Raw genomic sequence first — 24,824 nt, 5'->3', positions numbered from 1 at the left:
CGTCGGGCGCTACCCCGAGACGACGGAGCCCGGGGGCACCGGCCCCGCGGAACGACCGACCGTGCGGCGCCGCCCCGGCAGCGCGAACAGCCAGGGGAACGCGATCCGGTCGAGCAGCCACCACAGCGCGAGGGGGAGTGCGACACCGGCGATGGTGCCGAGGGCGACGTGCACCCCGGGGGAGTCGACTCCGGCCTTCGAGAGGATGATCCGCATCCCCGAGGCGAAGGTGATGCTCGCGAGGAAGATCTGGAGGGTGTGCCGCCCCACGAAGGCGAGCCAGTCGCACGCCCGAGTCGATGCGAGGAGGTGGCTGACCGCCAGCACGACGACGAGTCCGACGGCGGACGTGAAGAACCCGAGCGCCACCGTGGCGACGGTCACCGGTCGTCCGTCGACGGCGGTCGGCGGCGTCGCGTCGGTGGTGAAGACCGACAGCCAGTAGAGCGCGGAACCGGCGACAGTGATGGCGACGGCGGGCACGAGACGGATCGCCACGAGCGCCGACATGAGCGCCTCCGAGCCGAGCGCCACGCCCGCGAAGTAGAAGACCCAGAGGCCGAGCCCCTGGAGGCCGGCCCATGCCGGGTCGGAACCCCAGAAGACCAGGCTCACCACCGCGCTGCCGAGGAGGGCTGCGGCTGCTCGCGGCCGGCTCCGCCACGGCGCGACGAGCACTGCCAGGGCCGTGACGACGATCAGCCACGGCAGGAACCAGAGCTGCCCGATCGGTCTCGCCAGGTCGAGCACCCCGAGCAGCGACGTCGGCGTGTTCACGAGCTTCGCGGTGGCGACCTTCGTGAGGCCCTCGATGAACGACCAGAGCACGTAGAGGTACAGGAAGAGCCCGTCCCGGCTCACCAGATACCGCCAGCGCCCCTGTCGCGCCGCCGCGGAGCGGACGAACACCCCGGCGAGGAATGCGAAGACCGCCACATGGAACAGGTAGAGGAACCGATCCCAGTCCCCGAACGTCGCGCTCGTCCCGTCGAGCAGATGCGCGCTCGCGAGGCCCCGGTCGACATGCCCGAGCACGATCGCGATGATCGCGATGCCGCGGGCGATGTCGATGGCCGGGTTCCGGCGTCGGAGCACGCCTGCATCGCGATGCCGTTCGGCGACGGGGGGCATGGACGCGCAGCGTAGGGAACCGCGACTCCGCATCCACTAAGAATTCAACGGCGTGCGCGGACGGCACGCCTCGGGACTCCTCGGACCCGGGACGCGCTCAACCGCCGGACGCCGGCGCCGTCCTTCCGGCCGCGGTTCTCGCGACGCGGAAGCGCAGGATGGTCGTCCGATCCGAGCGGGCGCTGCTCACGGGCTCGAGCACGGTGCGCGGCGCGGCGAACCGGGTGCCCCCGCCCAGCAGGATCGGCAGCGCGTAGACGAGCACCTCGTCCACGAGCCCCTGCTCGAAGCACTGCCGGGCGACGTCGGCGCCGAGGATCTCCAGATCCCTGTCGCCGGCGGCGGCGAGCGCGGTGGCGACCGCCGCGCGGATGTCGCCCTCGAGGATCGTCACAGCCGGCGCGGGCGGGTCGAGCGGCCGATGGGAGAGGAGGAACATCGGCCCCTCGAACGGGTAGTCGGTGCTGTCGGGGCGCTCGGCCGCCATGCGCGCGCCGACCTCCCAGGTGCGCCGGCCGACGAGCATCGCGCCCGTCGCGCTCGCGATCTCGGCGAGGTCCTGCGGATCGACCAGGTCGGACAGGGCGAGGCCGCCGCCGAAGTCCATCGAATCCCCGGGGCCGGCGATGAAGCCGTCGATCGACACGCATCGGTTCACGACCACCTTGCCGGTCATCCTGCGCTCCCTTCTCGCCCGCCCCGAACGGGCCGATGCCGCGCTGATCGCGCCGCAGCGCTCGTCGCGGCGCTGACCTCGGCGGCCGTCAGGCGCCGATGACCCGCGCCTCGGTGAGCAGCGCCAGGTCGCGCAGGGCGTCGACGTCGTCGTCGAGCAGTCGGTGGGGGCGGGTGTCGTAGACGCAGAGCACCCCGATGCGGTGGCCGCCGATCGACTGGATCGGGTGCCCGGCGTAGAAGCGCACGAGGCGCCCGTCGGCGACCCGGGGGATGTCGTCGACGGGCATCTCGCGGAGGGTGTCGTGCAGGATGGTCGGCCCGGATCGCTGGATCGCGCGCCCGCAGAGCGACTTCTCCGTGGAGCGCTCGCCGCGGTGCAGACCGGCGGCCGCGAGCGACCACTGGACGTCCCGGCCGATGATGTTCAGCTCCGCGAAGCGGGTGCCGAAGCGTTCACCGGCCTGCTCGACGATCCGCTGCAGCACCTCGTCGTCGGGGCGGTCGCGCAGCGACAGCGCCTCCACGGCCCGCGCGCGGTCCGCGTCGACCTCGTCGCCGGACCCGTCGGAGCGGTCGGCGTCGTGGCCGGTGTCGGGCTTCGTCGTCAGCTGCAGCCGCCGGGCGATCGCCGCGGCGGCGGCCTTCGGCGTCTCGAGCGCGGCAAGGATGGGTGCGGCCCCCGATGAGCGCCCGGCCTCGGCCTGCTTCGCCGCGGCGCGCTCGTCACCGAGGACCACGGCGAGGAACTGGCCCGCCGGCGACATCTGGCCCAGGATCGCGGCGCGAAGCCGGTCGATGCGGATGCGGGCCCGCGACGACTGGTCCGATTCCGCTGCGGAGAGCAGCACGACGGCGTCGTAGCGCGAGATGCGCAGCGCGGTGAGGCCGTTCAGCACGGCCCGGAACATCGATCGGAGCTCCCAGACCACGTCGACGTCGATGCCGCGCCGGGTGCTCAGCCAGAGCCGGTCGGCGAGGTCCTCGGGCAGCTGCGCGAGCGCCCGGCGGCGGTCCTGCGCCCGCAGCAGCGAGCGGCTGCCGAGCACGAGCACGCGCTGCGGCCCGGCACCCGTGCGGTGGAGCCGGCGGACCGCGAAGGCCCCCCAGAGCACTCCGCGCACGGACGGCGCTTCGCTCGTCCGACGGCCGTCCGTCGCATACACGGCGCTCACTATCGGGTACCGAATTGAATGATCGCTGACGAAGTGCTCAATCAGTGGCGCGAACACGGGCAGTCTGCGGGAAGGCGGCGCCGTGTCTGGTAGGAGAACGTGCGGGGACGACCTCAGCGCCGCGCGACGCGGAGCGCCTGCGGCAGCGCGCGACGGCCGAGCAGCGCGTAGGCGAGCGGACCGAAGGGCTGCACGACGCTCGACAGGGCCCAGGCCCAACGGGGGCCGCGGACGAGGGCGGGGGAGCGGCGTCGCAGGTCGACCAGCATCCAGCAGGTCGTCGCGGCTTCGAGCAGCCCGCCCGCCACGACGAGCCGCTGCTGGGTCGGGGTGAGGTCCTGCCAGGTGCGCTTCTCGGCCATGCCGCGGATGCTAGAACGCCGACCCGCGCGCCGCATCAGCCGAAGGGCCGCCGTCGCCGGCGAGGTCGCGGGATCCGGCGGAGCGTCAGCCGCCGGCGGCCACCGAGCAGACCCGCTCGTTCGCGGTCTGGCCCGTGAGACCGCTCGTCGCGGAGGAGGTGCTCGACGACGTCGAACCCGTCGAGCTCGACGGCGAGGCGCTCGGCGAGGACGGCGGCGGCACGGAGGCGGTCGCCGACGAGGTGCCGGTCTCGGCGACCGCCGAGCTCGAGCGGAGGTTCGAACCGTTCAGGCTGATCGCCTCGTCCCGGTCGACGAGCGACAGGAGCGTGGTCGCGAGGGCCGCGTCCGGCACCACCTTGTTCGGGTCGGCCGGGTCCTCGGTCGTCGGGTACTGCACGAAGGCGATCTTCGACAGCGGCACCTGCTTCAGCGCGAGCGCCATGGTCACCATGGTCCGCACGTCCGCGAGCGAGGTCGACAGCGTCACGTTCTGAGCCGCTGCGGAGCCCAGCGCGAAGAGCGCGGTCGGGCTCATCAGCGTGCTGCTGCTCGTCATCTTGCGAAGGAGCGACGACATGTAGGCCTGCTGCGAGGCGATGCGGCCGAGGTCGCTGCCGTCGCCGACGCCGTGCCGGCTGCGGAGGTACGCGAGCGCCGTCCTCCCGGTGACGGTCGAGACGCCGGCCGGCAGCACCAGGCCCGCGGCGGGATCGTCGATCGCCTTGGTCGTGCACACCTGCACCCCGCCGACCGCGTCGGCCATCGCGACCGTCCCGGCGAAGCTGAACAGCGCCGCGTAGGGGATCCGCAGACCCGTGACCTGCTCGACGGTGGCGACGACGCAGCCGAGCCCCCCGCGCCCGATCGCCGTGTTCAGCGGCTCCGCCGTCACGGCGGTGGACACCTGCTTCGTCGCGGCATCGGTGCACCGCGGCTGATCGATCACGAGGTCGCGCGGCAGGCTGACCACCGTCGCGCTCCGATGGTCGGCGGCGACGTGGACGAGGATGTTCACGTCGTTCAGCGTCGCCTCGCGGGCCGCGCCGTACCCGCTCTGGCCTCTCGAGTTGTCCTCGCCCACGAGCAGCACGTCGAACGAGCCGCTGAACGCGCTGACCTCCGGCGTGGTCTCCGTCTTCCCGCTGCCGATGTCGACGGCTCTGCTCTGCAGCTCGCTCGTCAGGCGCCATGCGGCGACCGCGGCGAGCGACCCGGTGGAGACGACCGCGACCGCCACCCCGATCGCGACGAGGCGCAGGACATGCGTCCACGGCCGCGCACGTCGCCGCGCGCGTCCGTGCCGCACGGTGACGGGGCGCTCTGCCATACCCACGGAGGTTCCTCGGATCCGGCGGTCACCGGAAGATCCCGGCGATCACAGGATGAGCACGACCGGTGAGCGCGGGCCCTGGAGGGCATGTGCAGCGCCGATGGCTGCGCTGCGAGGTCCCGGTCCGTCGGGGAGCCGGCTGCTCCGGATCGTGGTCGCTTCCGGAGGCCCGGAGCGGCGAGGATCCGGAGCGGGATCAGGCGGCGCGCGTCGCGCCGCAGTCGTCGCAGACGGCGCGGATGCCGCCGTGGGCGCGCAGCAGCGTCAGCGCGTCCCCGCAGTCGGCGCAGATGCTGCCGCTCAGACCGTCGAACTCGTCGTCGTCGACCATTCGTCCTCCTCGGATGCGAGAGGCCGGGCCGGGTCGTGGGTGCGACCCTCGGGTGGCGGCGCCGGCATCCCGAGAGGACATTGTTACTGCTGCTTAACGTAGAAGGGAAGTCCGCGCGCGGGGGCAGGGCAGCGCTCCTCCCGCTCGCGCCGGTCGCGCTACGGCCGCCGGCCCTCGAAGCGCGAGAGCCGCCACTGCCCGAACGCCTCGAGCGCCGCGTCGACGTCGGAGTACGGCCCCCTCGGGGGCGCGGCGGGACCGTCGGCGGGGTCCTCGAGCTCGACGCCCTCGCCGCGGCGCACGACGGTCGCGACGACCGCCTCGCCGCGCGGACGTCCCGTCTCGACCACGAGCCAGCGGCCGTCGCCGTCGGGCTCCGCGGTCAGCCCCTCGAACGCCATCAGCGGCCCCGGGACGACGAGCGGCCCACCTGCGGGTGCAGGCGGGCCGCTCGATCCGCGGACGACTCAGTCGCGGGGCACGTCACCGCGCCACGCGCCCGTCTCGCTCGGGGTGCTCTCGATGAACTTCTTGAAGTTCTCGAGGTCCTTCTTCACCGAGTGGTTGTCGATGCCGAGCACCTGGCCGACCTTCTCGGTGGCGTTCTGCGGCTGCCAGTCGATCTGCACCGCCACGCGGGAGGAGGTGTCGGAGAGCTTGTGGAACGTGACGACGCCGGCGTTCGTGGTGCCGTCGGTGCTCGCCCATGCGACCCGCTCGTCGGGGTGCTGCTCGGTGATGACCGCGTCGAACTCGCGCTCGACACCGCCGATCTTCACGCGCCAGTGGTTGTGGGTGTCGTCCTGCTGCACGATCTCCTCGACGAAGCTGAGGAAGTGCGGGAACGACTCGAACTGCGTCCACTGGTTGTAGGCCTTGTCGACCGGCACGTCGACGTCGATGGTCTCGATGATCTGCGCCATGCGGGATCCTTCCGTTGTCCTGGTCAGCGCCCGACGGTAGGGAGAGCGGCTGGACGGAGTCCGGGTGCTCGGGGGGAGCGGCCTGAACGTCAGCGGAGACGCGGCGGACGGGGGCGTCAACGCACCGGTCGGTCCGCGCCGCGTTGGATCGCGTCCGCCGCCCGGACCAGCGCGAGGTGCGAGAGGGCCTGCGGCGTGTTCCCCGCCTGCCGGCCGCCCTGCACGTCGTACTCCTCGGAGAGCATCCCGACGTCGTTGGCGAGACCGAGCAGCCGCTCCATGAGCGCCTCGGCCGCCTCCCGCCGTCCGCTCGCCGCGTACTGCTCGACGAGCCAGAAGGAGCAGGCGAGGAAGGGGTACTCGCCCGGCGGCAGCCCGTCGGCGGCAGCCGCCGTGCGGTAGCGGAGCACGAGGCCGTCGGGCATGAGGTCCTGCTCGATGGCCGTGACCGTGCCGAGCATCCGCGGGTCGTCCGGCTCGACGTACCCGACCTGCGGCAGCACCAGCAGCGACGCGTCGACCTCCGTCGTCCCGTAGGCCTGCACGTACGTGCCCCGCTCGGCGTCGAAGCCGTGCTCCTCGATCTCGGCGCGCACCCGCTCGCGGAGGTCCCGCCACGTGTCGACCGGCCCGTCGAGGCCGAAGCGCTCGACGGCGCGCACGGCGCGGTCGAAGGCCGCCCACACCATGACGCGGGAGTGCGTGAAGTGCTGCTCGGGTCCGCGCATCTCCCAGATGCCGCTGTCCTTGCGCTGCCAGTGCTGCTCGGTGAACGACATGAGCGCCCGCTGCAGCGGCCACGCGTGCCTCGCCTCCTCGAGGCCGTGCTCCCGGGCGTCGGACAGCGCCACCATCACCTCGCCGATCACGTCGGCCTGGTACTGGTCGACGGCGCCGTTGCCGATGCGCACCGGCGCGCTGCCGAGGTAGCCGGGCAGCGTCGAGACGATGCGCTCCGGCAGGTCGCGCTCGCCGGCGAGGCCGTACATGATCTGCACGTCGGCCGGGTCGCCGGCGATCGCGCGCAGCAGCCAGCCGCGCCACTGGTCGGCCTCCAGCCGAAACCCGTGCTCCATGAGCACCGACAGCGTGAGCGCCGCGTCGCGCAGCCACACGTAGCGGTAGTCCCAGTTGCGCTCGCCGCCGAACTGCTCCGGCAGCGAGGTCGTCGCGGCCGCCGCGATGCCGCCGGTGTCCTCGTGGGTGAGCGCCCGCAGCAGGATGAGGGAGCGGACGACCGCCGCGTGGTACGGCCCCTCGTGCTCGATGTCGCGGGTCCAGCGCCGCCACCACTCGAGGCTCGCGTCGATGCTCCCGTCGACGTCGAGCCGGTCGGGGACCGGGCGGTGCGACGGGTACCAGGTGAGGGAGAGGTCGACGACGTCGCCCGCCGTGAGCGCGAACTCGCCCTGGTGCGTCGTGCCCTTCGCCTTCAACCGCGGCCCCCGCACGACGACCGCGTCCGGGCCCGCGACCGCGAGCAGGGCCGGCGTCGCCTCGTGCCGCTCCGCCTGCCGCATCCAGGGCACGGCCGCGGAGTAGAGGAACCGGATGCGCAGGTCCTGGTGCATCGTCACCGTGCCGGACACGCACTGCACCCGCCGCACCATGTCGGCCCGGCGGTTGCCGTGTGGCATGAAGTCGGTCACCTCGACCACGCCGGTCGCGGTGGTCCAGGTGGTGACGAGCATGAACGTGCCCTCGAGGTAGGCCCGGGTGCTCGTGGCGTCCGGGTCGGCCGGGGCGACGAGCCAGCGACCGTTGCTCTCGTCGCCGAGCAGCGCGCCGAACATGCTGGGGGAGTCGTAGCGGGGGAAGCAGAGCCAGTCGATGCTGCCGTCGCGCCCGACGAGGGCCGCGGACTGGCAGTCGCTGATCATCGCGTAGTCCTCGATGGGGAGGGGCATGGCGCCATCCTGGCCCCGCCTCCGCTGGGCTCGGTATGGTCGGGGGCCGTGCACTCCTCGGGAATCGGCGCTCGCCGCCCCGCCCGGAGAGCGGGGGGAGCCCCGTGAACCTGTACGAGCTGTGGATCGCGATCCAGGCGAGCACCTGGGGTCGGGTCGTCTTCGACGTCGTCGCCGGCGCGGCCGCCGCGATCGTGGTCGCCGAGGCCGTGGGGCTCGCGGTGCGCGTCGTCGCCCGCCGCCGCGCGTGGCCCGAGCGGAGCATGCGCCGCCTCCGCCGCCCGTTCCGCGTGCTCGCGGTCGTGCTCGGCGCCTGGCTCGGCCTCGACACCGCGCTGTTCCGCACCGTCCGCGGCGGGTGGGACGAGGTCCTCGCGGTCCTCGTGATCGGCGCCGGCGCCTGGTTCGCCGCGGCCGTCGTGTCCTTCCTCGTCGACCTCGGTCTCGGGCGCTACCGGGTCGACGTGCCGGACAACCGGGTCGCGCGACGGATCCGCACGCAGATCCTGATCATCCGCCGCGTCGCGGTCGCCGCGATCGTCGTCGTCGCGCTCGCCGCGATCCTGCTCACGTTCCCGTCCGCGCGTGCGGCGGGCGCGAGCCTGCTCGCCTCCGCCGGCGTCGCCTCGATCATCGCCGGCCTCGCCGCGCAGTCGACCCTCGGGAACGTGATCGCCGGCATGCAGCTCGCGTTCTCCGGCGCGATCCGCGTCGACGACGTGGTCGTCGCCGACGGCCAGTGGGGCCGCATCGAGGAGATCACGCTCACCTACGTCGTCGTGCACGTCTGGGACGACCGGCGCCTCGTGCTGCCCTCCACCTACTTCACGACGAACCCGTTCGAGAACTGGACGCGCACCTCGTCGCAGCTCATGCAGTCCGTCGAGCTCGACCTCGACTGGCGCGTCGATCCGGGCGCGATGCGCGACGAGATGCACCGGATCCTCGGCCGCACCGGTCTCTGGGACGGCCGGGTGGCGGTGCTGCAGGTCACCGACGCCGTCGGCGGCGTGGTGCGCGTGCGCATCCTGCTCACCGCGGTCGACGCCCCGACCCTGTTCGACCTGCGCTGCTTCGTGCGCGAGGAGATGATCCGCTGGCTGCACGAGCAGGCGCCCGAGGCGCTGCCGCGCACCCGGATCCTCAGCGGCGAGCGCGAGCGCAGCGTCGCCGCGGAGCCCGCGAACGCGAGCCGGCGCACCGACCGGGAGCTCTTCAGCGGCTCGCCGTCGGCCGATCGGCGGAGTCGCGACTTCACCGGCCCGACTCCCGTGCAGGAGTCGAAGGAGGGCTGAGCGGGCGTCAGGCCTTCGTGCGCGCCCGCTTGATCGGCTTCGGGCCGGTCGCCGGCTGCGGCTGCTTCTTCGCGTCGGGGTCGTCGACCTCCTGCGACTCGATGCGCACCGTGCCGACCGCGACCATGAAGCTGAGGATCCACGACGCCCACGTGAGCACCGTGCGCCAGTCCGCGGGCGCCTTCCGCTGCTGCCGCACAGCGCCGATGCCGGAGATCAGCGCGGACACGATGACGGGGCTGAAGAGGTACTTGCGCAGAGTTCCCATGACCTTCCGAGGCTACTGGGCCTCCGATGCGTCCGGCGTGAGGAGAGCCTGGGAAGCGGTGCCTACGCAACCGGACTGACCGATCGTGCAGTACGCTCGCCCGGTGCCGTCCGGAGCCTCCCAGCTGGTGCAGGCCGCCCTACGCTCCTTCGCCGCGTCGGGCTTCGAGGGCGCCTCGCTGCAGCGCATCGCCGACGCCGCGGGACTGTCGAAGTCGAGCGTGCTCTACCACTTCGACAGCAAGGAGGCGCTGCTCGACGCCGCGCTCCGCCCCGCCGTCGTCGACCTCCGCGACCTGCTCGGCACCGCCGACCTCGACGACCCGGCCGGCACCCAGGCGTTCCTCGCCCGGTTCGTCGACTTCCTCTTCGCCCACCGCCTGGAGGTCGCCGTGCTCGTGAACCACGGCAGCGCGCTGCGCGGGCAGCCCGTCGTCGACGAGGCGGACGCCCTCGTCGTCGAGGTCGCGCACCGCCTCCGTCCCGCGGACGCATCCGACCGCGACGCCGTCCGTTTCGGGGTCGCGCTCGCCGGCGCCGCCTTCGTGCTCGTCGGCGCGGACCGCTGGGCGACGGAGCAGCTGCCCGACGAGGAGCTCAGGCCGCTCCTCGCCGCCGTGCTCGCCGAGCTCGTGCTGCCCGCGGCACCCCAGCCCGCCTGACCATGCCTCCCGTGACAGCGGCGTCGCGACCGACCCGATCAGAAGGACGCTCCAGGTCATGACCGCCTTCCTGTACCGCCTCGGCAGGCTCGGGCACGCCCACCCGTGGCGCGTCGTGGCCGCCTGGGTGCTGCTGCTGCTCGCCTTCTGCGTCGCCGGGTTCGGCTTCGGCGGCAAGCTGGCCGACTCGTTCACGATCCCCGGCACCGAGTCGCAGGCGGCGCTCGACCGCCTCGACGCCGTCTTCCCGCAGGCCGCGGGCGGCAGCGCGCAGGCGATCCTCGTCGCCCCCGCCGGCTCCCGCATCGACGGCACGCGCGAGAAGGCCGCGATCGGCGACATGGTCTCGGCGATCACCCGCATCGACGGGATCGAGAGCGCCTCGAGCCCCTTCAGCACGTACTCCACGAAGGCCGTCTCGGACGATTCCCGCGCCGCGATCATCAGCGTGCAGTTCTCGAAGGCGGACTCGTCCGTCACGGCCGCGACGAAGGACGCGCTGCAGCGGACGGGCTCGATCGCCCGGGCCGCGGGGCTCTCCGTCGCCTTCAGCGGGCAGGCGTTCCAGCAGCAGACCGTCGGCGTGGGCGTCACGGAGGGGCTCGGCCTGCTCTTCGCGGGCGCCGTGCTCGTCGTCACGTTCGGCTCGCTGCTCGCCGCGGGGCTGCCGCTGCTCTCCGCGGTGATCGGCGTCGTGCTCTCGTACGCGGCGATCCGCCTCGTCGCCCTGTTCACCGACGTCTCGACCTCGGCGCCGACCCTCGCCCTCATGCTCGGGCTCGCGGTCGGCATCGACTACGGCCTCTTCATCATCTCCAGGCACCGCGAGCAGCTCGCCACGGGGACGCCCGTCGAGGAGTCGATCCCCACGGCCGTCGCGACCGCCGGCACCGCCGTGGCGTTCGCGGGCACGACCGTGATCATCGCGCTGCTCGGCCTGCTCATCGTCGGCATCCCGTTCCTGTCGATCATGGGCGTCGGTGCGGCCTTCGCCGTGCTCGTCGCCGTCGCCGCCTCGGTGAGCCTGCTGCCGGCGGTGCTCGCCCTCGGGGGCAGCCGCTTCGTGCCGAAGCCGGGCAGCCGCACGGCGCGACGGGCCGAGGCCGCCGTCCGCGGCGACGTGCACACGATGGGTGCGCGCTGGGTCGCCCTCGTCGCCAAAGCGCCGGTCGTGGCGGTGGTCGCGGTCGTCGCGGTGCTCGGCGTGCTCGCGATCCCGGCCGCGAGCCTCGAGCTGAGCCTGCCGAACAACGGCAGCCAGCCGGTCGGCTCGAGCTCCCGCACCGCTTACGACCTCACCGCGAAGGAGTTCGGCCCGGGCCGCAACGGGCCGCTGCTGATCCTCGCCGACGTCACGCAGAACAACGACTTCATCACCGCCCTCGACCGGATGAAGGCGCGCATCGCGGCGCTGCCCGACGTCGCCGCCGTCGGCACCCCGACCCCGAACCGCACGCTCGACTCCGCGATCCTCCAGGTGATCCCGAGCTCGGGGCCCGCGTCGCCCACCACGATCCGGCTCGTGCAGCGGATCCGCGCGCTCGAGCCGGACTTCCGGCACGACTACCGGATCCCGATCGCCGTCACGGGGACGACCGCGGTGCAGATCGACATCTCGACCCGGCTCGGCAACGCACTGCTGCCCTTCGGGCTCGTCGTCGTGGGCCTCTCGGTGCTGCTGCTCATGGCCGTGTTCCGCTCGCTCGTCGTGCCGCTGAAGGCCGCGGTCGGCTTCCTGCTCTCGCTGCTCGCGAGCATCGGGGTCACCGTCGCGATCTTCCAGTGGGGCTGGTTCGGCGGCCTCGGCACTCAGCCGGGCCCGCTGCTGTCGTTCCTGCCCGTGCTCGTGATCGCGATCCTGTTCGGCCTGTCGATGGACTACGAGGTGTTCCTCGTCGCGGGCATGCGCGAGACGTGGGTGCACAGCCGCGACGCGTCGTTCGCGGTGCGGCGGGGCTTCACCCAGGGCGCCCGGGTGGTCACCGCGGCGGCGCTCATCATGGTGTTCGTCTTCGCCTCGTTCATCCCCGAGGGCGGCGGCACGATCAAGCCGATCGCCTCGTCGCTCGCGGTGGGCATCGTCTTCGACGCCTTCCTCGTGCGGATGACCCTCGTGCCCGCCGTCATGCTGCTGTTCCGCCGCGCGGCCTGGTACCTGCCGCGCTGGCTCGACCGCCTGCTGCCCTCCGTCGACATCGAGGGCGAGGGGCTCGTGCGGCACCGCGAGCAGCTCGCCTGGGCGGCGGGGGAGCAGGACTGGCTCGTGAGCGCCGCGGGCCTCGTGCCCGAGGCGCCGTTCACCACCGCACCGTTCGACCTGCGGGTGCGCCGGGGCGAGGTCGCCACGCTGCCGGTGCCGGCCGGCGTGCGCAGGGGTGTCGTCGCCACCCTCACCGGCCACCTGCTGCCGGGCGCCGGCGAGCTGCAGGTCGACGGGCACCCCGCGCCGACCGAGGCCGCCGACGTCCGCCGGCTCGCCGCGCCCGTGCTCGACGACGGCACCGCCACCGCCGTGCCCGTCGGCGAGCTGATCGCCGAGCGCCTCCGCGCCGCCCCGCGCCGCCAGCGCAGCGGCTCCACCGGGCTGTGGCTCGAGCGGATCCGCCTCGCCGTCCCCGCGCTCGGCCCCGGTCCGCGTGCGCTGTCCGGGCGCACCCCGCTCGGCGCGCTGCTCGCCGAGGAGCGCCTCGTCGTGCTCGCGGCCGCCGCGCTCGCCGGCGGCGCGGAGCTCGTCGTGATCGACGCCGGCGACATCGGCGCCGACGCCGAGCGACGCCTCGCGCTCGCGCTTCGCACCCTCGCCGACGACGGCGCCACCGCCGTCCTCGTCACCGCCGCGGCCGACCCCGCCGCCGCGACCCCCACGCTGCCCCTGAGGAAGGTCCCCGCCTCGTCATGACCCGACGCTCGTTCCGCCGGATCGCGCTGCTGCTGCTCGTCGCGATCGTCCCCAGCCTCGTGCTCGGGGTGTTCATCGGCGCGCTCGCCGCCGCCGACAAGGGCAGCGCCAGCGTGCCCGCCGCCATCGTGAACAACGACCGCCTGATCCAGACGAAGGGCGCCGACGGCAAGGCCACGACCATCGCCGCCGGCCGGCTCGTCGTCACGAACCTCACGAAGCCCCCGGCCTCCGACGCCACCGGCGCGAGCATCGAGTGGCGGCTCTCGAACGCGAGCCAGGCGAAGGACCTCCTCGACTCGGGCGCGGTCTACGCCATCGTGACGATCCCGAAGGACTTCTCGAAGTCGATCTCGTCCGTCTCGAGCACCGACCCGCAGCGGGCGCGCATCAGCATCGAGACGGACGACGCCCACGGCTACATCGTGAGCCAGCTCTCGTCGTCGCTCGGCACGTCGCTCACCGCGACGCTCGGCAGCACCATCAGCCGCAGCGTCATCGAGGGCCTCTACGGCGGCTTCGCGAGCCTGCGCACCGGCATCGGCAGCGCCGCGACCGGCGCCGACTCGCTCGGGTCGGGCGCCGGACGGCTCGCCGGCGGCCTCGGCAGGCTGGCGGGCGGCCAGGACGGCATCGCCTCCGGCGCCGCATCGCTCGCCTCCGGCGCCGCACAGCTCTCCTCCGGCGCGGACTCGCTCTCCGCCGGCCTCGACCAAGCGGCGACCGGGGCGAGCGACCTCTCGAGCGGCGTGCAGCGCTACACGGGCGGGGTCTCCTCGCTCGCCTCCGGCCTCACCACGGCAGCGTCGAGGTCGTCGGGCCTGCAGTCGTACCCGCGGCTCGCCACGGCTTACGCGAACGGCGTGTCCGGCGCAAGCGACGGCCTGAAGCACGTGCTCGCCGACCCGACGCTGCCCGCGGCCGACAGGGCGGCGATCGCGAGGATCCAGGGCGGCCTCGCCGCGCTCGCCCAGCAGAACGGCGCCCTCACGGGCGGCGCGCAGGGCGCCGCGGGCCTGCAGTCCGGCGTCGCGCAGAGCGCCGCGGGCGCGCGGACCCTCGCCGCGAACGGCGCCTCGCTCGCCTCGGGCGCCGCGGCCCTGCCGTCCGGGCTCCGCCAGAGCGCGTCGGGCGCGTCGTCGCTCGCCGCCGGCGCCACGAACGTCGCCTCCGGCGCGGACTCGCTCTCGGCGGGCGCGGCGAGGATCGCCACGGGCATCCGCTCGAGCCAGGCGGGCGCGACGAAGCTCGGCGACGGCGCCACCTCGCTCGCGTCCGGGCTGCGGAAGGCCGTCGCAGGCCTGCCCGACACGACACCCGAGCAGCGCACCCGCATCGCGCAGGCGGTCTCCGACCCGGTGCAGGCCTCCGCGGTGCGGCGCCACGAGACGACGAGCATCGGCGCGATCGTCGCGGCGCTCATCATCCCGGTGAGCCTCTGGATCGGTGCGGCCGCGGCGGTGCTGCTCTTCGGCGCGCTGCGCCGGCGACTGCTGCCGACCGGCATCGGCACCTCGCGGCTCGTCGGCTCGGCGCTCGGCCGCGGCGCCGTGCTCGCCGCGCTGCAGGCGCTCCTGCTCGTGGCCCTGATGGAGCTGACGCTGCACCTCGACCTCGGCACAGCCGGGCTCGCGCTGCTCGTCTCGGTCGTCGCGGGCATCGCGTACTTCGCGGTGCACCAGCTGCTCACGGCGCTGTTCGACCGGGCCGGCACCGTCTTCTCGATCGTGCTGCTCGGCGTGCAGCTCGTCGCCGTCGGCGGCCTCTACCCCATCCAGCTCGTGTCGGCGCCGTTCCAGGTGATCAGCCCCTACCTGCCGCTCACCGCCGCGGTGAGCGCGCTGCAGGCGATCATCACCGGCGCCGGGGGAGCGGCGGTCGGCGGCGGCATCGCCACGCTCGCCCTCACCGGCCTGATCGCCTACGTGCTCACCGTCGCGGTCGTCGCGCGCCGCCGGACGTCGGTGGCGCTGTTCGCGCCGCCCGCCGCGCCCGCGCTCGGGTAGCCGTCCTAGCCTGCGGCCGTGGCAGGCACCTTCGTGAAGCGCCGTCCGGACGCCCCCGCCGGCTTCTTCGAGGCGGAGGCGGCGGGACTCGCCTGGCTCGCGGCGGCCGGCGGCGCCCGCACCGTCGCGGTGCTGGCGGTCGCCCCGGGCTCGATCGAGCTCGAGGCGCTGGATGAGGCGCGGCCCACCGCCGCGCACGCCCGCGCGTTCGGCGCGGCGCTCGCCCGCACCCACGCCGCGGGCGCCGCCGCGTTCGGCGTGCCGCCCGACGGCTGGGACGGCCCCACCTTCATCGGCGACCAGGCCCTGCCGACGCGACGCGACGGCTGGGACGAGTGGGGCGCCTTCGTCGCCGAGGCCCGGGTGCTGCCCTACGCGCGGCGGGCGGCCGATCGCGGGCACCTCCGCCTGGAGGAGCTCGAGCTCGTCGAGCAGGCCTGCGGGCTCCTCGCCTCCGGCGACCTCGACGACGACGAGCGGCCCGCGCGCATCCACGGCGACCTCTGGAACGGCAACGTGCTCTGGACCGAGGGCGGCGCGGTGCTGCTCGACCCGGCGGCGTCCGGCGGCCACCGCGAGACCGACCTCGCGATGCTCGACCTCTTCGGCTGCCCCTTCCTCGACGCGGTCCTCGAGGGCTACGACGAGGCGCAGCCGCTGCGACCCGGCTGGGAGGCGCGGGTGCCGATCCACCAGCTGCACCCGCTCGCGGTGCACGCGGCGAGCCACGGTCGGAGCTACGCGGCGCCCCTCGTGGCGGCCGCTCAGGCCGTGCTCGATCTCGGCTGAGCGCCGGTCGCTATCCTCCGGACGGCGGCTCCCCGGCCGCGACACCGTGAAGGAGGCCGCATCATCGACGGCGAGCAGGGCAGCGGATCCGACCGGTACTCCTTCGTGGTCGTGAGCAACCGCCTCCCGGTCGACCGCGTGACCGCACACGACGGCACGCCCTCCTGGAAGCCCTCGCCCGGCGGTCTCGTCACCGCCCTCGAGCCCGTGATGCGCAGGAACCACGGCGCCTGGATCGGCTGGACGGGGGTCGCCGACGACCCGATCGAGCCGTTCGAGTCCGACGGGCTGCGCCTCTTCCCGCTCACCCTCTCCGAGCAGGAGGTGGAGCAGTACTACGAGGGGTTCTCGAACGACACCCTCTGGCCGCTCTACCACGACGTCATCGCGCAGCCGAAGTACGCCCGCGAGTGGTGGGAGGCGTACAGCCGCGTCAACGAGCGCTTCGCCGACCGCGCCGCCGAGGTCGCCGAGCAGGACGGCACCGTGTGGGTGCAGGACTACCAGCTGCAGCTCGTGCCGCGGCTGCTGCGCGAGCGCCGCCCCGACCTCACCATCGGCTTCTTCAACCACATCCCGTTCCCGGCCTACGGGCTGTACTCGCAGCTGCCGTGGCGGCAGCAGATCGTCGAAGGGCTGCTCGGCGCCGACCTCATCGGCTTCCAGCGCCGCGCCGATGCGGGCAACTTCCTCCGCGCGGTCCGCCGCCTCTTCCACATGCCGACCACGCACAACCGGGTCGAGCTGCTGCCCGCGGGCGCGGGCCGCTGGCCCAACTCGGGCAGCGAGAAGCCGCGCAGCGTCGTCGCCCGGCACTTCCCGATCTCGATCGACACGAAGGCGTACGTCGACCTCGCCTCCTCCGAAGCCGTCCGGCGGCGGGCCGAGGAGATCCGGCACGACCTCGGGGACCCGAGCACGATCATGCTCGGCGTCGACCGGCTCGACTACACGAAGGGCATCGGCCACCGCTTCACCGCCTACGCCGAGCTGCTCGCCGAGGGCAAGCTCGACGTGAACGACACCGTGCTCATGCAGGTGGCGAGCCCGAGCCGCGAGCGGGTCGAGTCGTACAAGGCGCTCCGCGACGAGATCGAGCTCACCGTCGGGCGGGTGAACGGCGACTACGGCACCATCCGGCACAGCGCGATCAGCTACCTGCACCACGGCTACCCGCGGGAGGAGATGGTCGCGATGTTCCTCGCGGCCGACATCATGCTCGTCACCGCGCTGCGCGACGGCATGAACCTCGTGGCGAAGGAGTACGTCGCCTCCCGCGTGGACGACGACGGGGTGCTCGTGCTCAGTGAGTTCGCGGGCGCCGCGGACGAGCTGAAGCAGGCCCTGCTCGTGAACCCGCACGACATCGAGGGGGTGAAGCGGGCGATCCTGCACGCCGTGCACATGCCGCGCAGCGAGCGGCGTCAGCGGATGCGGGCGCTCCGGGCCCGGGTCGTCGAGCACGACGTCGCCCGCTGGTCGCAGGACTTCCTCGACGCCCTGGCCGTGATCCGACCCTCGGCGAGCACGCGGGAGCTCGCCGAGACCGACTGATGCCCGCGGCCGCCGCGCCGATCGATCAGGCGCTCTCCGACGACCTCGCGGCGCTCGCGAGGACACCGCGGCTGCTCGTCGCGCTCGACTTCGACGGCACGCTCGCGCCCGAGGTCGACGAGCCGGACCGGGCCCGCGCGCTGCCCGAGGCGCGTCGCGCGGTCGAGCGGCTGCTCGCGATGCCCGCCACCCGCGTCGCCCTCGTCTCCGGCCGTTCCCTCGACGACCTCGAGCGCGTCTCGCACATGGGCAGCGACGTGCTGCTCGTCGGCTCGCACGGCATCGAGCTCCGCCTCGACGATCCGGACGACGTGATCACCCTCACGAAGCACGAGCAGCAGTCGATGGCGGTGCTCGCCGAGGTGCTCGACCAGGTCGCGGGCGTGCTCGACACGGTCCGCATCGAGGAGAAGCCCGCCGGCTACGCGCTGCACACCCGGCTCGCGACCGACCGGCACAGCCGCGTCGCGCACCTCGTGGCGCTCTCGGAGGCGCAGGCCGAGGTCGAGGACCTCAAGGTGCGGCTCGGCAAGAACGTCATCGAGTTCTCGGTGCGCAGCACGACGAAGGGCGAGGCCGTCGAGCACCTGCGGCGCTCGACGCGGGCGACCGCGGTGCTCTACGCGGGCGACGACGTGACGGACGAGGACGCGTTCGCCGCGCTCGGCCCGGAGGACGTCGGGCTGAAGAGCGGATCGGGCGAGACGATCGCGCCGCATCGCGTCGCCGGGCCCCGCGAGGTGGCGGCGGTGCTGAACCTGCTCGCCGATCTGCGCGCGGAGGCCCGCCCCCGCTGACGCGGCCGTCTCCCCTCGGACGTGGAGGGGCGTCAGGAGCGGGCGCTAGCGTCGTCCGGTGACCGCCGCGGACGTCTCCCTCCGGGCGGCGTTCACCGGGGATCGCGGGCGCCTGCTCGCCGGCCTGCTCTTCGCCGAGTTCGGCACCGCGGTCCAGGCGATCGCGCAGGGCGCCGTGCTGCCGCTCGCCTCCCGCGAGCTGCACGGCGCCGCCCTCTACGGCGCCACGCTCTCGGGGCCCGGGCTCGCCGGGATCCTCTTCGCCGTCCTCGGACCGGCGCTGAGCGCCCGCCTCGGCCCGCGGGGCACCCTGCTCGGGTCCACCGTCGTCTACCTCGTCGGGGTGCTGCTCGCCGTGCTCGCCCCGACGATGGCCCTCGTCCTCGCGGGCCGGCTGCTGCAGGGCGCCGCCGCGGGTCTGCTGAACGCCTTCGGGCTGAACGCGGTCGGCGCCCTCTACGAGGACGCCCTACGGCCCCGGGTCGTCGCCACGTTCTCGTTGGCGTGGCTGCTGCCCTCGATCGTCGGCCCGGTCGTGAACGCCGCCGTCGCCGAGCTCGCCGGCTGGCGGGCGGCGATGGCCTGGCCGGCGCTCCTCGTGCTGCTCGCGCGGCTCGTCATCGGTCGCTCCGCGGGGCTGCTGCCCCGCGCTCCCGGAGGCGTGCGGACGCCCTACGCCTCCAGCCTCCTCGTGCTCGCCGGGCTGGCGCTCACCGCGCTCGCGCCGGGTCTCGATGCCGCTCTCCGCCTGCCCGGGTGGATCGCCGGGCTCGCGCTCGCCACCGCGGCGGCGGTCCGCGTCGTCGTCGTGCTCACCGCGGCCGAGCGGGCGAAGCGGCTCGTCCTCGGGGTCTACACGGGCATGATCGTCGCCTACTTCGGCGGCGAGGGGCTGCTGCCGCTCGGCCTCATCGACATCGCGCACGTGGGCGTCGCGGGCGCGGGTGCGGCCCTGGCGGCCGGCGCCGTCTGCTGGTCGCTCATGAACCTGCGGCCACCGGGGGAGCGGGTCCGTCGCGTCGCGCCGCCGCTCGCCGCGGCGGGCATCACCACGGCCCTGCTCGCGCTCGCCGCGACCGTGCTGCCCGGGCTCACGGGTCCGCTGCCGCTCGTCGTCGCGCTCGTCGCGTGGGCGGTCGCGGGCAGCGGCATGGGCCTGTCGTGGACGAGCCTCTCGTCGGCGACGTTCGAGGGGGCCGCGCAGGCGGACGTGCCGGCGCTCTCCGCCGCCATCGCCTTCGCGCAGGGCACCGGCGGCGCCGCCGCGTCCCTCATCGGCAGCGGCTTCTACTCGGTCGCCGCGGGCGTGCTGCCCGACCGGCTCGGGATCGGCGGCGGCTACCTCGTCACCGCCGCGGTCGCCGTCGCGACGCTCGTCGTCGCGGCGCTGCTGGCGGCCCGGCCCCGGGCCGCCGCGGCGCCGCCGGTACGCTGATCGCCATGCCGGATCCCGCCTCCTCCAGCCCCGACATCGACGTCAAGCCCCGCTCCCGGGTCGTCACCGACGGCATCGAGGCCACCACCTCGCGGGGCATGCTCCGTGCGGTCGGCATGGGCGACGACGACTGGGACAAGCCGCAGATCGGCATCGCGAGCTCGTGGAACGAGATCACGCCCTGCAACCTCTCGCTCGACCGTCTCGCGCAGGCGGCGAAGGAGGGCGTGCACGCAGGCGGCGGCTACCCGCTGCAGTTCGGCACCGTCTCGGTCTCCGACGGCATCTCGATGGGCCACGAGGGCATGCACTTCTCGCTGGTCTCCCGCGAGGTGATCGCCGACTCCGTCGAGACCGTCATGCAGGCCGAGCGCCTCGACGGCTCCGTGCTGCTCGCCGGCTGCGACAAGAGCCTTCCCGGCATGCTCATGGCGGCCGCGCGCCTGAACCTCGCCTCGGTGTTCGTCTACTCCGGCTCGATCGCGCCGGGCTGGGTCAAGCTCTCCGACGGCACGGAGAAGGACATCACGATCATCGACTCGTTCGAGGCCGTCGGCGCCGTCAAGGCGGGGCGGATGAGCGAGGCCGACGCGAAGCGCATCGAGTGCGCCTTCGCCCCCGGCGAGGGCTCCTGCGGCGGCATGTACACCGCGAACACCATGGCGTCGGTCGCCGAGGCGCTCGGCATGGCGCTGCCCGGCTCGGCCGCGCCGCCCTCGGCCGACCGCCGCCGCGACTACCTCGCCCACCGCTCGGGCGAGGCCGTCGTGAACCTGCTGAAGCAGGGCATCACGGCACGCGACATCCTCACGAAGGAGGCGTTCGAGAACGCCATCGCCGTCGCCATGGCCTTCGGCGGCTCGACGAACGTCGTGCTCCACCTGCTCGCGATCGCGCACGAGGCCGAGGTCGAGCTCACCCTCGACGACTTCAACCGCATCGGCAGCCGGGTGCCGCACATCGGCGACCTGAAGCCCTTCGGCCGCTTCGTCATGAACGACGTCGACCGCGTCGGCGGCGTGCCCGTCGTCATGAAGGCGCTGCTCGAGGCCGGGCTGCTGCACGGCGACTGCCTCACGGTGACCGGGAGGACGGTCGCCGAGAACCTCGCCGAGATGGACATCGCGCCGCTCGACGGCACCGTGCTCCGCAAGCTCGACGACCCCATCCACGAGACCGGCGGCCTCACGATCCTCACCGGCTCGCTCGCCCCCGAGGGCGCCGTCGTGAAGACCGCGGGCTTCGACGCCGCGGTCTTCGAGGGCCCCGCGCGCGTCTTCGAGCGCGAGCGCGGCGCGATGGACGCCCTCACGAACGGGGAGATCTCCGCCGGCGACGTCGTCGTCATCCGCTACGAGGGCCCGAAGGGCGGGCCGGGCATGCGCGAGATGCTCGCCATCACCGCGGCCATCAAGGGGGCGGGCCTCGGCCGCGACGTACTACTGTTGACCGACGGACGATTCTCGGGCGGCACAACCGGCCTGTGCATCGGCCACATCGCACCGGAGGCGGTGGACGCAGGTCCCATCGCGTTCATCCGCGACGGCGACCCGATACGGGTCGACATCGCCGCCCGCACGCTCGACGTACTCGTCGACGAGGCAGAGCTCGCAGCCCGCCGCACCGGCTGGGCGCCCCTGCCTCCCCGGTACACCCGTGGCGTGCTCGCCAAGTACAGCAAGCTCGTGCGCTCGGCCGCCGTCGGCGCCGTGACGGGCTGACCCTTCGTCGTTGGAGAGGCCATGACCATCCCGATCCCCACCCCGCTGCGCGCCGTGCCGCGTCCCGCCCCCGGCGGCGAGCACGCCACCCGTGCCCCCGAGCCCGAGGTCATCACGGGCGCCGAGGCGGTCGTGCGCACGCTCGAGCTGCTCGGCGTCACCGACGTCTTCGGGCTGCCGGGCGGCGCGATCCTGCCCGTCTACGACCCGCTGCTCGACGCCGAGCACATCCGGCACATCCTCGTCCGGCACGAGCAGGGCGCCGGTCACGCGGCCGAGGGCTACGCCGCCGCGTCGGGCCGCGTGGGCGTCGCCATCGCGACCTCCGGACCGGGCGCCACGAACCTCGTCACCGCCATCGCCGACGCCTACATGGACTCGGTGCCGCTGCTCGCGATCACCGGCCAGGTGTTCTCGACGCTCATGGGCACCGACGCCTTCCAGGAGGCCGACATCGTGGGCATCACGATGCCGATCACGAAGCACTCCTTCCTCGTCACGGACGCCGCCGACATCCCCGCGGCGATCGCATCCGCGTACCACATCGCCTCCACGGGCCGTCCCGGGCCGGTGCTCGTCGACATCACGAAGGACGCGCAGCAGAACCGCGCCCCCTTCGTCTGGCCGGTGAAGCTCGACCTGCCCGGCTACCGCCCGGTCGCGAAGGTGCACGGCAAGCAGGTGCAGGCAGCCGCCGCGCTGCTCGCGAGCGCGCGCCGTCCGGTGCTCTACGTCGGCGGCGGCGTCGTGCGCGCCCGGGGCTCGAAGGAGCTGATCGACCTCGCCGACGTCACCGGCGCCCCGGTCGTCACCACGCTCATGGCGCGCGGCGCGTTCCCCGACAGCCACCCGGCGAACCTCGGCATGCCCGGCATGCACGGCACCGTCCCGGCGGTCCTCGCGCTGCAGGAGTCCGACCTCCTCGTGTCGATCGGGGCCCGGTTCGACGACCGCGTCACCGGCAAGGCGTCGCTCTTCGCGCCGAACGCCAAGGTCGTGCACATCGACATCGACCCGGCCGAGATCGGCAAGATCCGCTTCGCCGACGTGCCGATCGTCGGGGACGCGAAGGAGGTCTGCGGCGACCTCGCCGAGGCGTTCCGCGAGCAGACCGCCGGCGACGACCGCGCCGCGGGGGAGCGGTACGCCGACTGGTGGGAGTACCTGCGCGGCCTGCAGAGCGAGTTCCCGCTCGGCTACGCGCCCACCACCGACGGGCTGCTCTCGCCGCAGCTCGTCATCAAGCGCATCGGCGAGCTCTCGGGCCCCGAGGCCGTCTACGCCTCCGGCGTCGGCCAGCACCAGATGTGGGCGGCGCAGTTCATCAAGTACGAGCGCCCCGGGTCGTGGCTGAACTCCGGCGGCGCCGGCACGATGGGCTACGGCGTGCCCGCCGCGATGGGCGCGAAGGTCGCCGAGCCCGACCGCGTGGTCTGGGCGATCGACGGCGACGGCTGCTTCCAGATGACGAACCAGGAGCTCGCCACGTGCGTGCTCAACCAGATCCCGATCAAGGTCGCGATCATCAACAACTCGTCGCTCGGCATGGTCCGCCAGTGGCAGACCCTCTTCTACGACGGCCGCTACTCCAACACCCACCTGAACACCGGTCACGGCACCGCCCGCATCCCCGACTTCGTGAAGCTCGCGGAGGCCTACGGCGCGCTCGGCATCCGCGTCGAGCGCGAGGAGGAGGTCGACGACGCGATCCGGCTCGCCCTCGAGACGAACGACCGCCCCGTCGTGCTCGACTTCGTCGTCTCCGCCGACGCGATGGTCTGGCCGATGGTGCCGCAGGGCGTCAGCAACTCGTACATCCAGTACGCGCGCGACCACGCGCCGAGCTGGGAGGGCGACGAGGCGCCCGACGGGCAGGACCCCGACCTGTACCTGCCGTCGGCCGACCCGCAGGACGAGTCCCGCAACCCGACCGCACCCCGCAAACGATGAGCCACGTCCTCTCCCTGCTCGTCGAGGACAAGCCCGGGCTGCTCACCCGCGTCGCCGGGCTCTTCGCGAGGCGCGGCTTCAACATCGAGTCGCTCGCCGTCGGGCACTCCGAGGTGCCGGGCCTGTCGCGCATCACCGCGGTCGTCGACGTCGAGGACCTGCCGCTCGAGCAGGTCACGAAGCAGCTGAACAAGCTCGTCAACGTCATCAAGATCGTCGAGCTCGAGCCCACCTCGTCGGTGCTGCACGAGCACGTGATGATCAAGGTGAAGGTCGACAACTCGACCCGCAGCCAGGTGCTCGAGATCGTCGAGCTCTTCCGGGCCTCGGTGGTCGACGTGACGACGGAGGCCCTCGTCATCGAGGTGACGGGCGACACCCAGAAGACCGGCGCGCTGCTCAAGGTGCTCGAGCCGTACGGCATCCGCGAGCTCGCCCAGTCGGGGCTGCTCGCGATCGGCCGCGGCCCGAAGAGCATCACCGAGCGCATCCCGCGCCCATGAACCGAACCCCAACGAAAGGCACGGACGCACAGTGACCGAGATCGTCTACGACAACGACGCCGACCTCTCCCTCATCCAGGGCAAGAAGGTCGCCGTCATCGGCTACGGCTCGCAGGGCCACGCGCACGCCCTCAACCTCCGCGACTCGGGCGTTGAGGTCGTCGTCGGCCTGCAGGAGGGCTCGAAGAGCCGCAGCAAGGCCGAGGACGCCGGCTTCCGCGTGCACACGCCCGCCGACGCGGCCCGCTGGGCCGACGTGATCGTGGTCCTCGCGCCCGACCAGGTGCAGCGTCACGTCTACGCGAACGACATCGCGCCGAACCTCGCCGACGGCAAGGCGCTGCTGTTCGGCCACGGCTTCAACATCCGCTTCGGCTACATCACGGCGCCCGACAACGTCGACGTCGTCATGGTCGCCCCGAAGGGTCCCGGCCACACCGTGCGGCGCGAGTTCGAAGCCGGCCGCGGCGTACCCGTGATCGTCGCCGTCGAGCAGGACGCGAGCGGCAAGGCGTGGGACCTCGCCTGGTCGTATGCGAAGGCGATCGGCGGCCTGCGCGCGGGCGGCATCAAGACGACCTTCACCGAGGAGACCGAGACCGACCTGTTCGGCGAGCAGGCCGTGCTCTGCGGCGGGCTCAGCCAGCTCGTCCAGTACGGCTTCGAGACGCTCACCGAGGCGGGCTACCAGCCGCAGATCGCCTACTTCGAGGTGCTGCACGAGCTGAAGCTCATCGTCGACCTGCTCTGGGAGGGCGGCATCGCGAAGATGCGCTGGAGCATCTCCGACACGGCCGAGTACGGCGACTACGTCTCCGGCCCGCGCGTCATCTCGCCCGAGGTGAAGCAGAACATGCAGGCGGTCCTGAAGGACATCCAGGACGGCACGTTCGCGAAGCGCTTCATCGGCGACCAGGACAACGGCGGCAAGGAGTTCCTCGAGCTGCGCGCCAAGGGCGAGCAGCACCCGATCGAGGAGGTCGGCCGCGAGCTGCGCTCGCTCTTCGCCTGGCGCAACACCTCCGACGACTACGTGGAGGGCCGCGCCGCTCGTTGAGCGGCGGGCCCGCCACTTCGTCCTGACGCTGCGTTCATGTGCGGGATGCGCG

At 73.3% G+C, this 24,824-nt stretch carries 22 protein-coding genes; 12 read left to right on the top strand and 10 right to left on the bottom strand.

Translation table 11 applies throughout. The features are described from left to right. Positions 1–9: 9 nt before the first annotated feature. The 9 genes from QDR37_RS03060 to QDR37_RS03020 form a co-directional block, all read right to left on the bottom strand. The gene (locus QDR37_RS03060; protein ID WP_279712083.1) at positions 10–1,131 is read right to left on the bottom strand and encodes an acyltransferase; all 1,122 of its coding nucleotides are present in this window, start codon (positions 1,129–1,131) and stop codon (positions 10–12) included. Positions 1,132–1,228: 97 nt separating this feature from the next. Beyond that, a complete protein-coding gene (locus QDR37_RS03055; RefSeq protein WP_279712082.1) occupies positions 1,229–1,807 on the bottom strand; it encodes a dihydrofolate reductase family protein in 579 nt (192 codons plus the stop codon). Positions 1,808–1,895: 88 nt separating this feature from the next. Then, positions 1,896–2,930: a GAF domain-containing protein gene (locus QDR37_RS03050; RefSeq protein ID WP_279712081.1), complete on the bottom strand. Its 1,035-nt coding sequence runs from the start codon at positions 2,928–2,930 to the stop codon at positions 1,896–1,898. Positions 2,931–3,094: 164 nt separating this feature from the next. Then, positions 3,095–3,343 carry a PLDc N-terminal domain-containing protein gene (locus tag QDR37_RS03045; RefSeq protein WP_279712080.1) on the bottom strand — a complete coding sequence of 83 codons (249 nt, stop codon included), beginning with the start codon at positions 3,341–3,343 and terminating at the stop codon, positions 3,095–3,097. Between the two features lie 85 nt (positions 3,344–3,428). Continuing rightward, complete coding sequence (locus QDR37_RS03040; RefSeq protein ID WP_279713544.1) at positions 3,429–4,673, bottom strand: LCP family protein; 1,245 nt, start codon at positions 4,671–4,673, stop codon at positions 3,429–3,431. A gap of 199 nt (positions 4,674–4,872) precedes the next feature. Beyond that, on the bottom strand, positions 4,873–5,007 hold the full coding sequence (locus tag QDR37_RS03035) for a hypothetical protein (protein ID WP_279712079.1): 135 nt from the start codon (positions 5,005–5,007) through the stop codon (positions 4,873–4,875). A gap of 158 nt (positions 5,008–5,165) precedes the next feature. Continuing rightward, complete coding sequence (locus QDR37_RS03030; protein WP_279712078.1) at positions 5,166–5,408, bottom strand: hypothetical protein; 243 nt, start codon at positions 5,406–5,408, stop codon at positions 5,166–5,168. Between the two features lie 66 nt (positions 5,409–5,474). Next, positions 5,475–5,930 carry an SRPBCC family protein gene (locus QDR37_RS03025; protein WP_279712077.1) on the bottom strand — a complete coding sequence of 152 codons (456 nt, stop codon included), beginning with the start codon at positions 5,928–5,930 and terminating at the stop codon, positions 5,475–5,477. Positions 5,931–6,046: 116 nt separating this feature from the next. After that, a complete protein-coding gene (locus tag QDR37_RS03020; RefSeq protein ID WP_279712076.1) occupies positions 6,047–7,891 on the bottom strand; it encodes a glycoside hydrolase family 15 protein in 1,845 nt (614 codons plus the stop codon). A 50-nt stretch (positions 7,892–7,941) separates the two neighbouring features. On the opposite strand from QDR37_RS03020, the gene QDR37_RS03015 reads away from it, so the two are divergent. Beyond that, positions 7,942–9,132, top strand: a complete 1,191-nt coding sequence (locus QDR37_RS03015) for a mechanosensitive ion channel domain-containing protein (RefSeq protein WP_347882088.1) — start codon at positions 7,942–7,944, stop codon at positions 9,130–9,132. A gap of 7 nt (positions 9,133–9,139) precedes the next feature. Here QDR37_RS03015 and QDR37_RS03010 read toward each other — a convergent pair whose 3' ends face one another. After that, on the bottom strand, positions 9,140–9,400 hold the full coding sequence (locus QDR37_RS03010) for a hypothetical protein (protein WP_279712075.1): 261 nt from the start codon (positions 9,398–9,400) through the stop codon (positions 9,140–9,142). Between the two features lie 103 nt (positions 9,401–9,503). Between QDR37_RS03010 and QDR37_RS03005 the strand changes: the two genes are divergently transcribed. The 11 genes from QDR37_RS03005 to ilvC all read left to right on the top strand — a co-directional run bounded on the left by QDR37_RS03005 (position 9,504) and on the right by ilvC (position 24,772). Then, positions 9,504–10,061: a TetR/AcrR family transcriptional regulator gene (locus QDR37_RS03005; protein ID WP_279712074.1), complete on the top strand. Its 558-nt coding sequence runs from the start codon at positions 9,504–9,506 to the stop codon at positions 10,059–10,061. Between the two features lie 58 nt (positions 10,062–10,119). Next, positions 10,120–12,960: an MMPL family transporter gene (locus QDR37_RS03000; protein ID WP_279712073.1), complete on the top strand. Its 2,841-nt coding sequence runs from the start codon at positions 10,120–10,122 to the stop codon at positions 12,958–12,960. Then, positions 12,957–14,966: a YhgE/Pip family protein gene (locus QDR37_RS02995; RefSeq protein ID WP_279712072.1), complete on the top strand. Its 2,010-nt coding sequence runs from the start codon at positions 12,957–12,959 to the stop codon at positions 14,964–14,966. The genes QDR37_RS03000 and QDR37_RS02995 overlap by 4 nt, the downstream gene beginning before the upstream one ends. 18 nt (positions 14,967–14,984) lie before the next feature. Then, a complete protein-coding gene (locus QDR37_RS02990) occupies positions 14,985–15,755 on the top strand; it encodes a fructosamine kinase family protein (RefSeq protein WP_279712070.1) in 771 nt (256 codons plus the stop codon). Between the two features lie 138 nt (positions 15,756–15,893). Further along, positions 15,894–17,309 (top strand): trehalose-6-phosphate synthase, encoded by a 1,416-nt coding sequence (locus tag QDR37_RS02985; protein WP_347882087.1) that lies wholly within the window; start codon positions 15,894–15,896, stop codon positions 17,307–17,309. Beyond that, positions 17,309–18,106 carry a trehalose-phosphatase gene (otsB, locus tag QDR37_RS02980; RefSeq protein WP_279712068.1) on the top strand — a complete coding sequence of 266 codons (798 nt, stop codon included), beginning with the start codon at positions 17,309–17,311 and terminating at the stop codon, positions 18,104–18,106. The genes QDR37_RS02985 and otsB overlap by 1 nt, the downstream gene beginning before the upstream one ends. Positions 18,107–18,164: 58 nt before the next feature. Further along, positions 18,165–19,541, top strand: coding sequence for an MFS transporter (locus QDR37_RS02975; protein ID WP_279712067.1), 1,377 nt, complete (start codon positions 18,165–18,167; stop codon positions 19,539–19,541). 5 nt (positions 19,542–19,546) lie between these two features. Beyond that, complete coding sequence (gene ilvD / locus QDR37_RS02970; RefSeq protein WP_279712066.1) at positions 19,547–21,262, top strand: dihydroxy-acid dehydratase; 1,716 nt, start codon at positions 19,547–19,549, stop codon at positions 21,260–21,262. Positions 21,263–21,283: 21 nt separating this feature from the next. After that, positions 21,284–23,212: an acetolactate synthase large subunit gene (locus QDR37_RS02965; protein WP_279712065.1), complete on the top strand. Its 1,929-nt coding sequence runs from the start codon at positions 21,284–21,286 to the stop codon at positions 23,210–23,212. Further along, entirely contained in the window at positions 23,209–23,715 is a 507-nt protein-coding gene (gene ilvN, locus QDR37_RS02960) for an acetolactate synthase small subunit (RefSeq protein ID WP_279712064.1), read from the top strand. Before QDR37_RS02965 ends, ilvN begins: the two co-directional genes overlap by 4 nt. Before the next feature lie 31 nt (positions 23,716–23,746). Next, complete coding sequence (gene ilvC, locus QDR37_RS02955; protein WP_279712063.1) at positions 23,747–24,772, top strand: ketol-acid reductoisomerase; 1,026 nt, start codon at positions 23,747–23,749, stop codon at positions 24,770–24,772. Positions 24,773–24,824 lie beyond the last annotated feature (52 nt).

This window comes from Amnibacterium sp. CER49 (genome assembly GCF_029846255.1).
In the GTDB taxonomy this organism is placed as follows: Bacteria; Actinomycetota; Actinomycetes; order Actinomycetales; family Microbacteriaceae; genus Amnibacterium.
The sequence above is the reverse complement of the archived record's forward strand: the minus strand, read 5'-3'. Positions and strand labels throughout refer to the sequence as shown.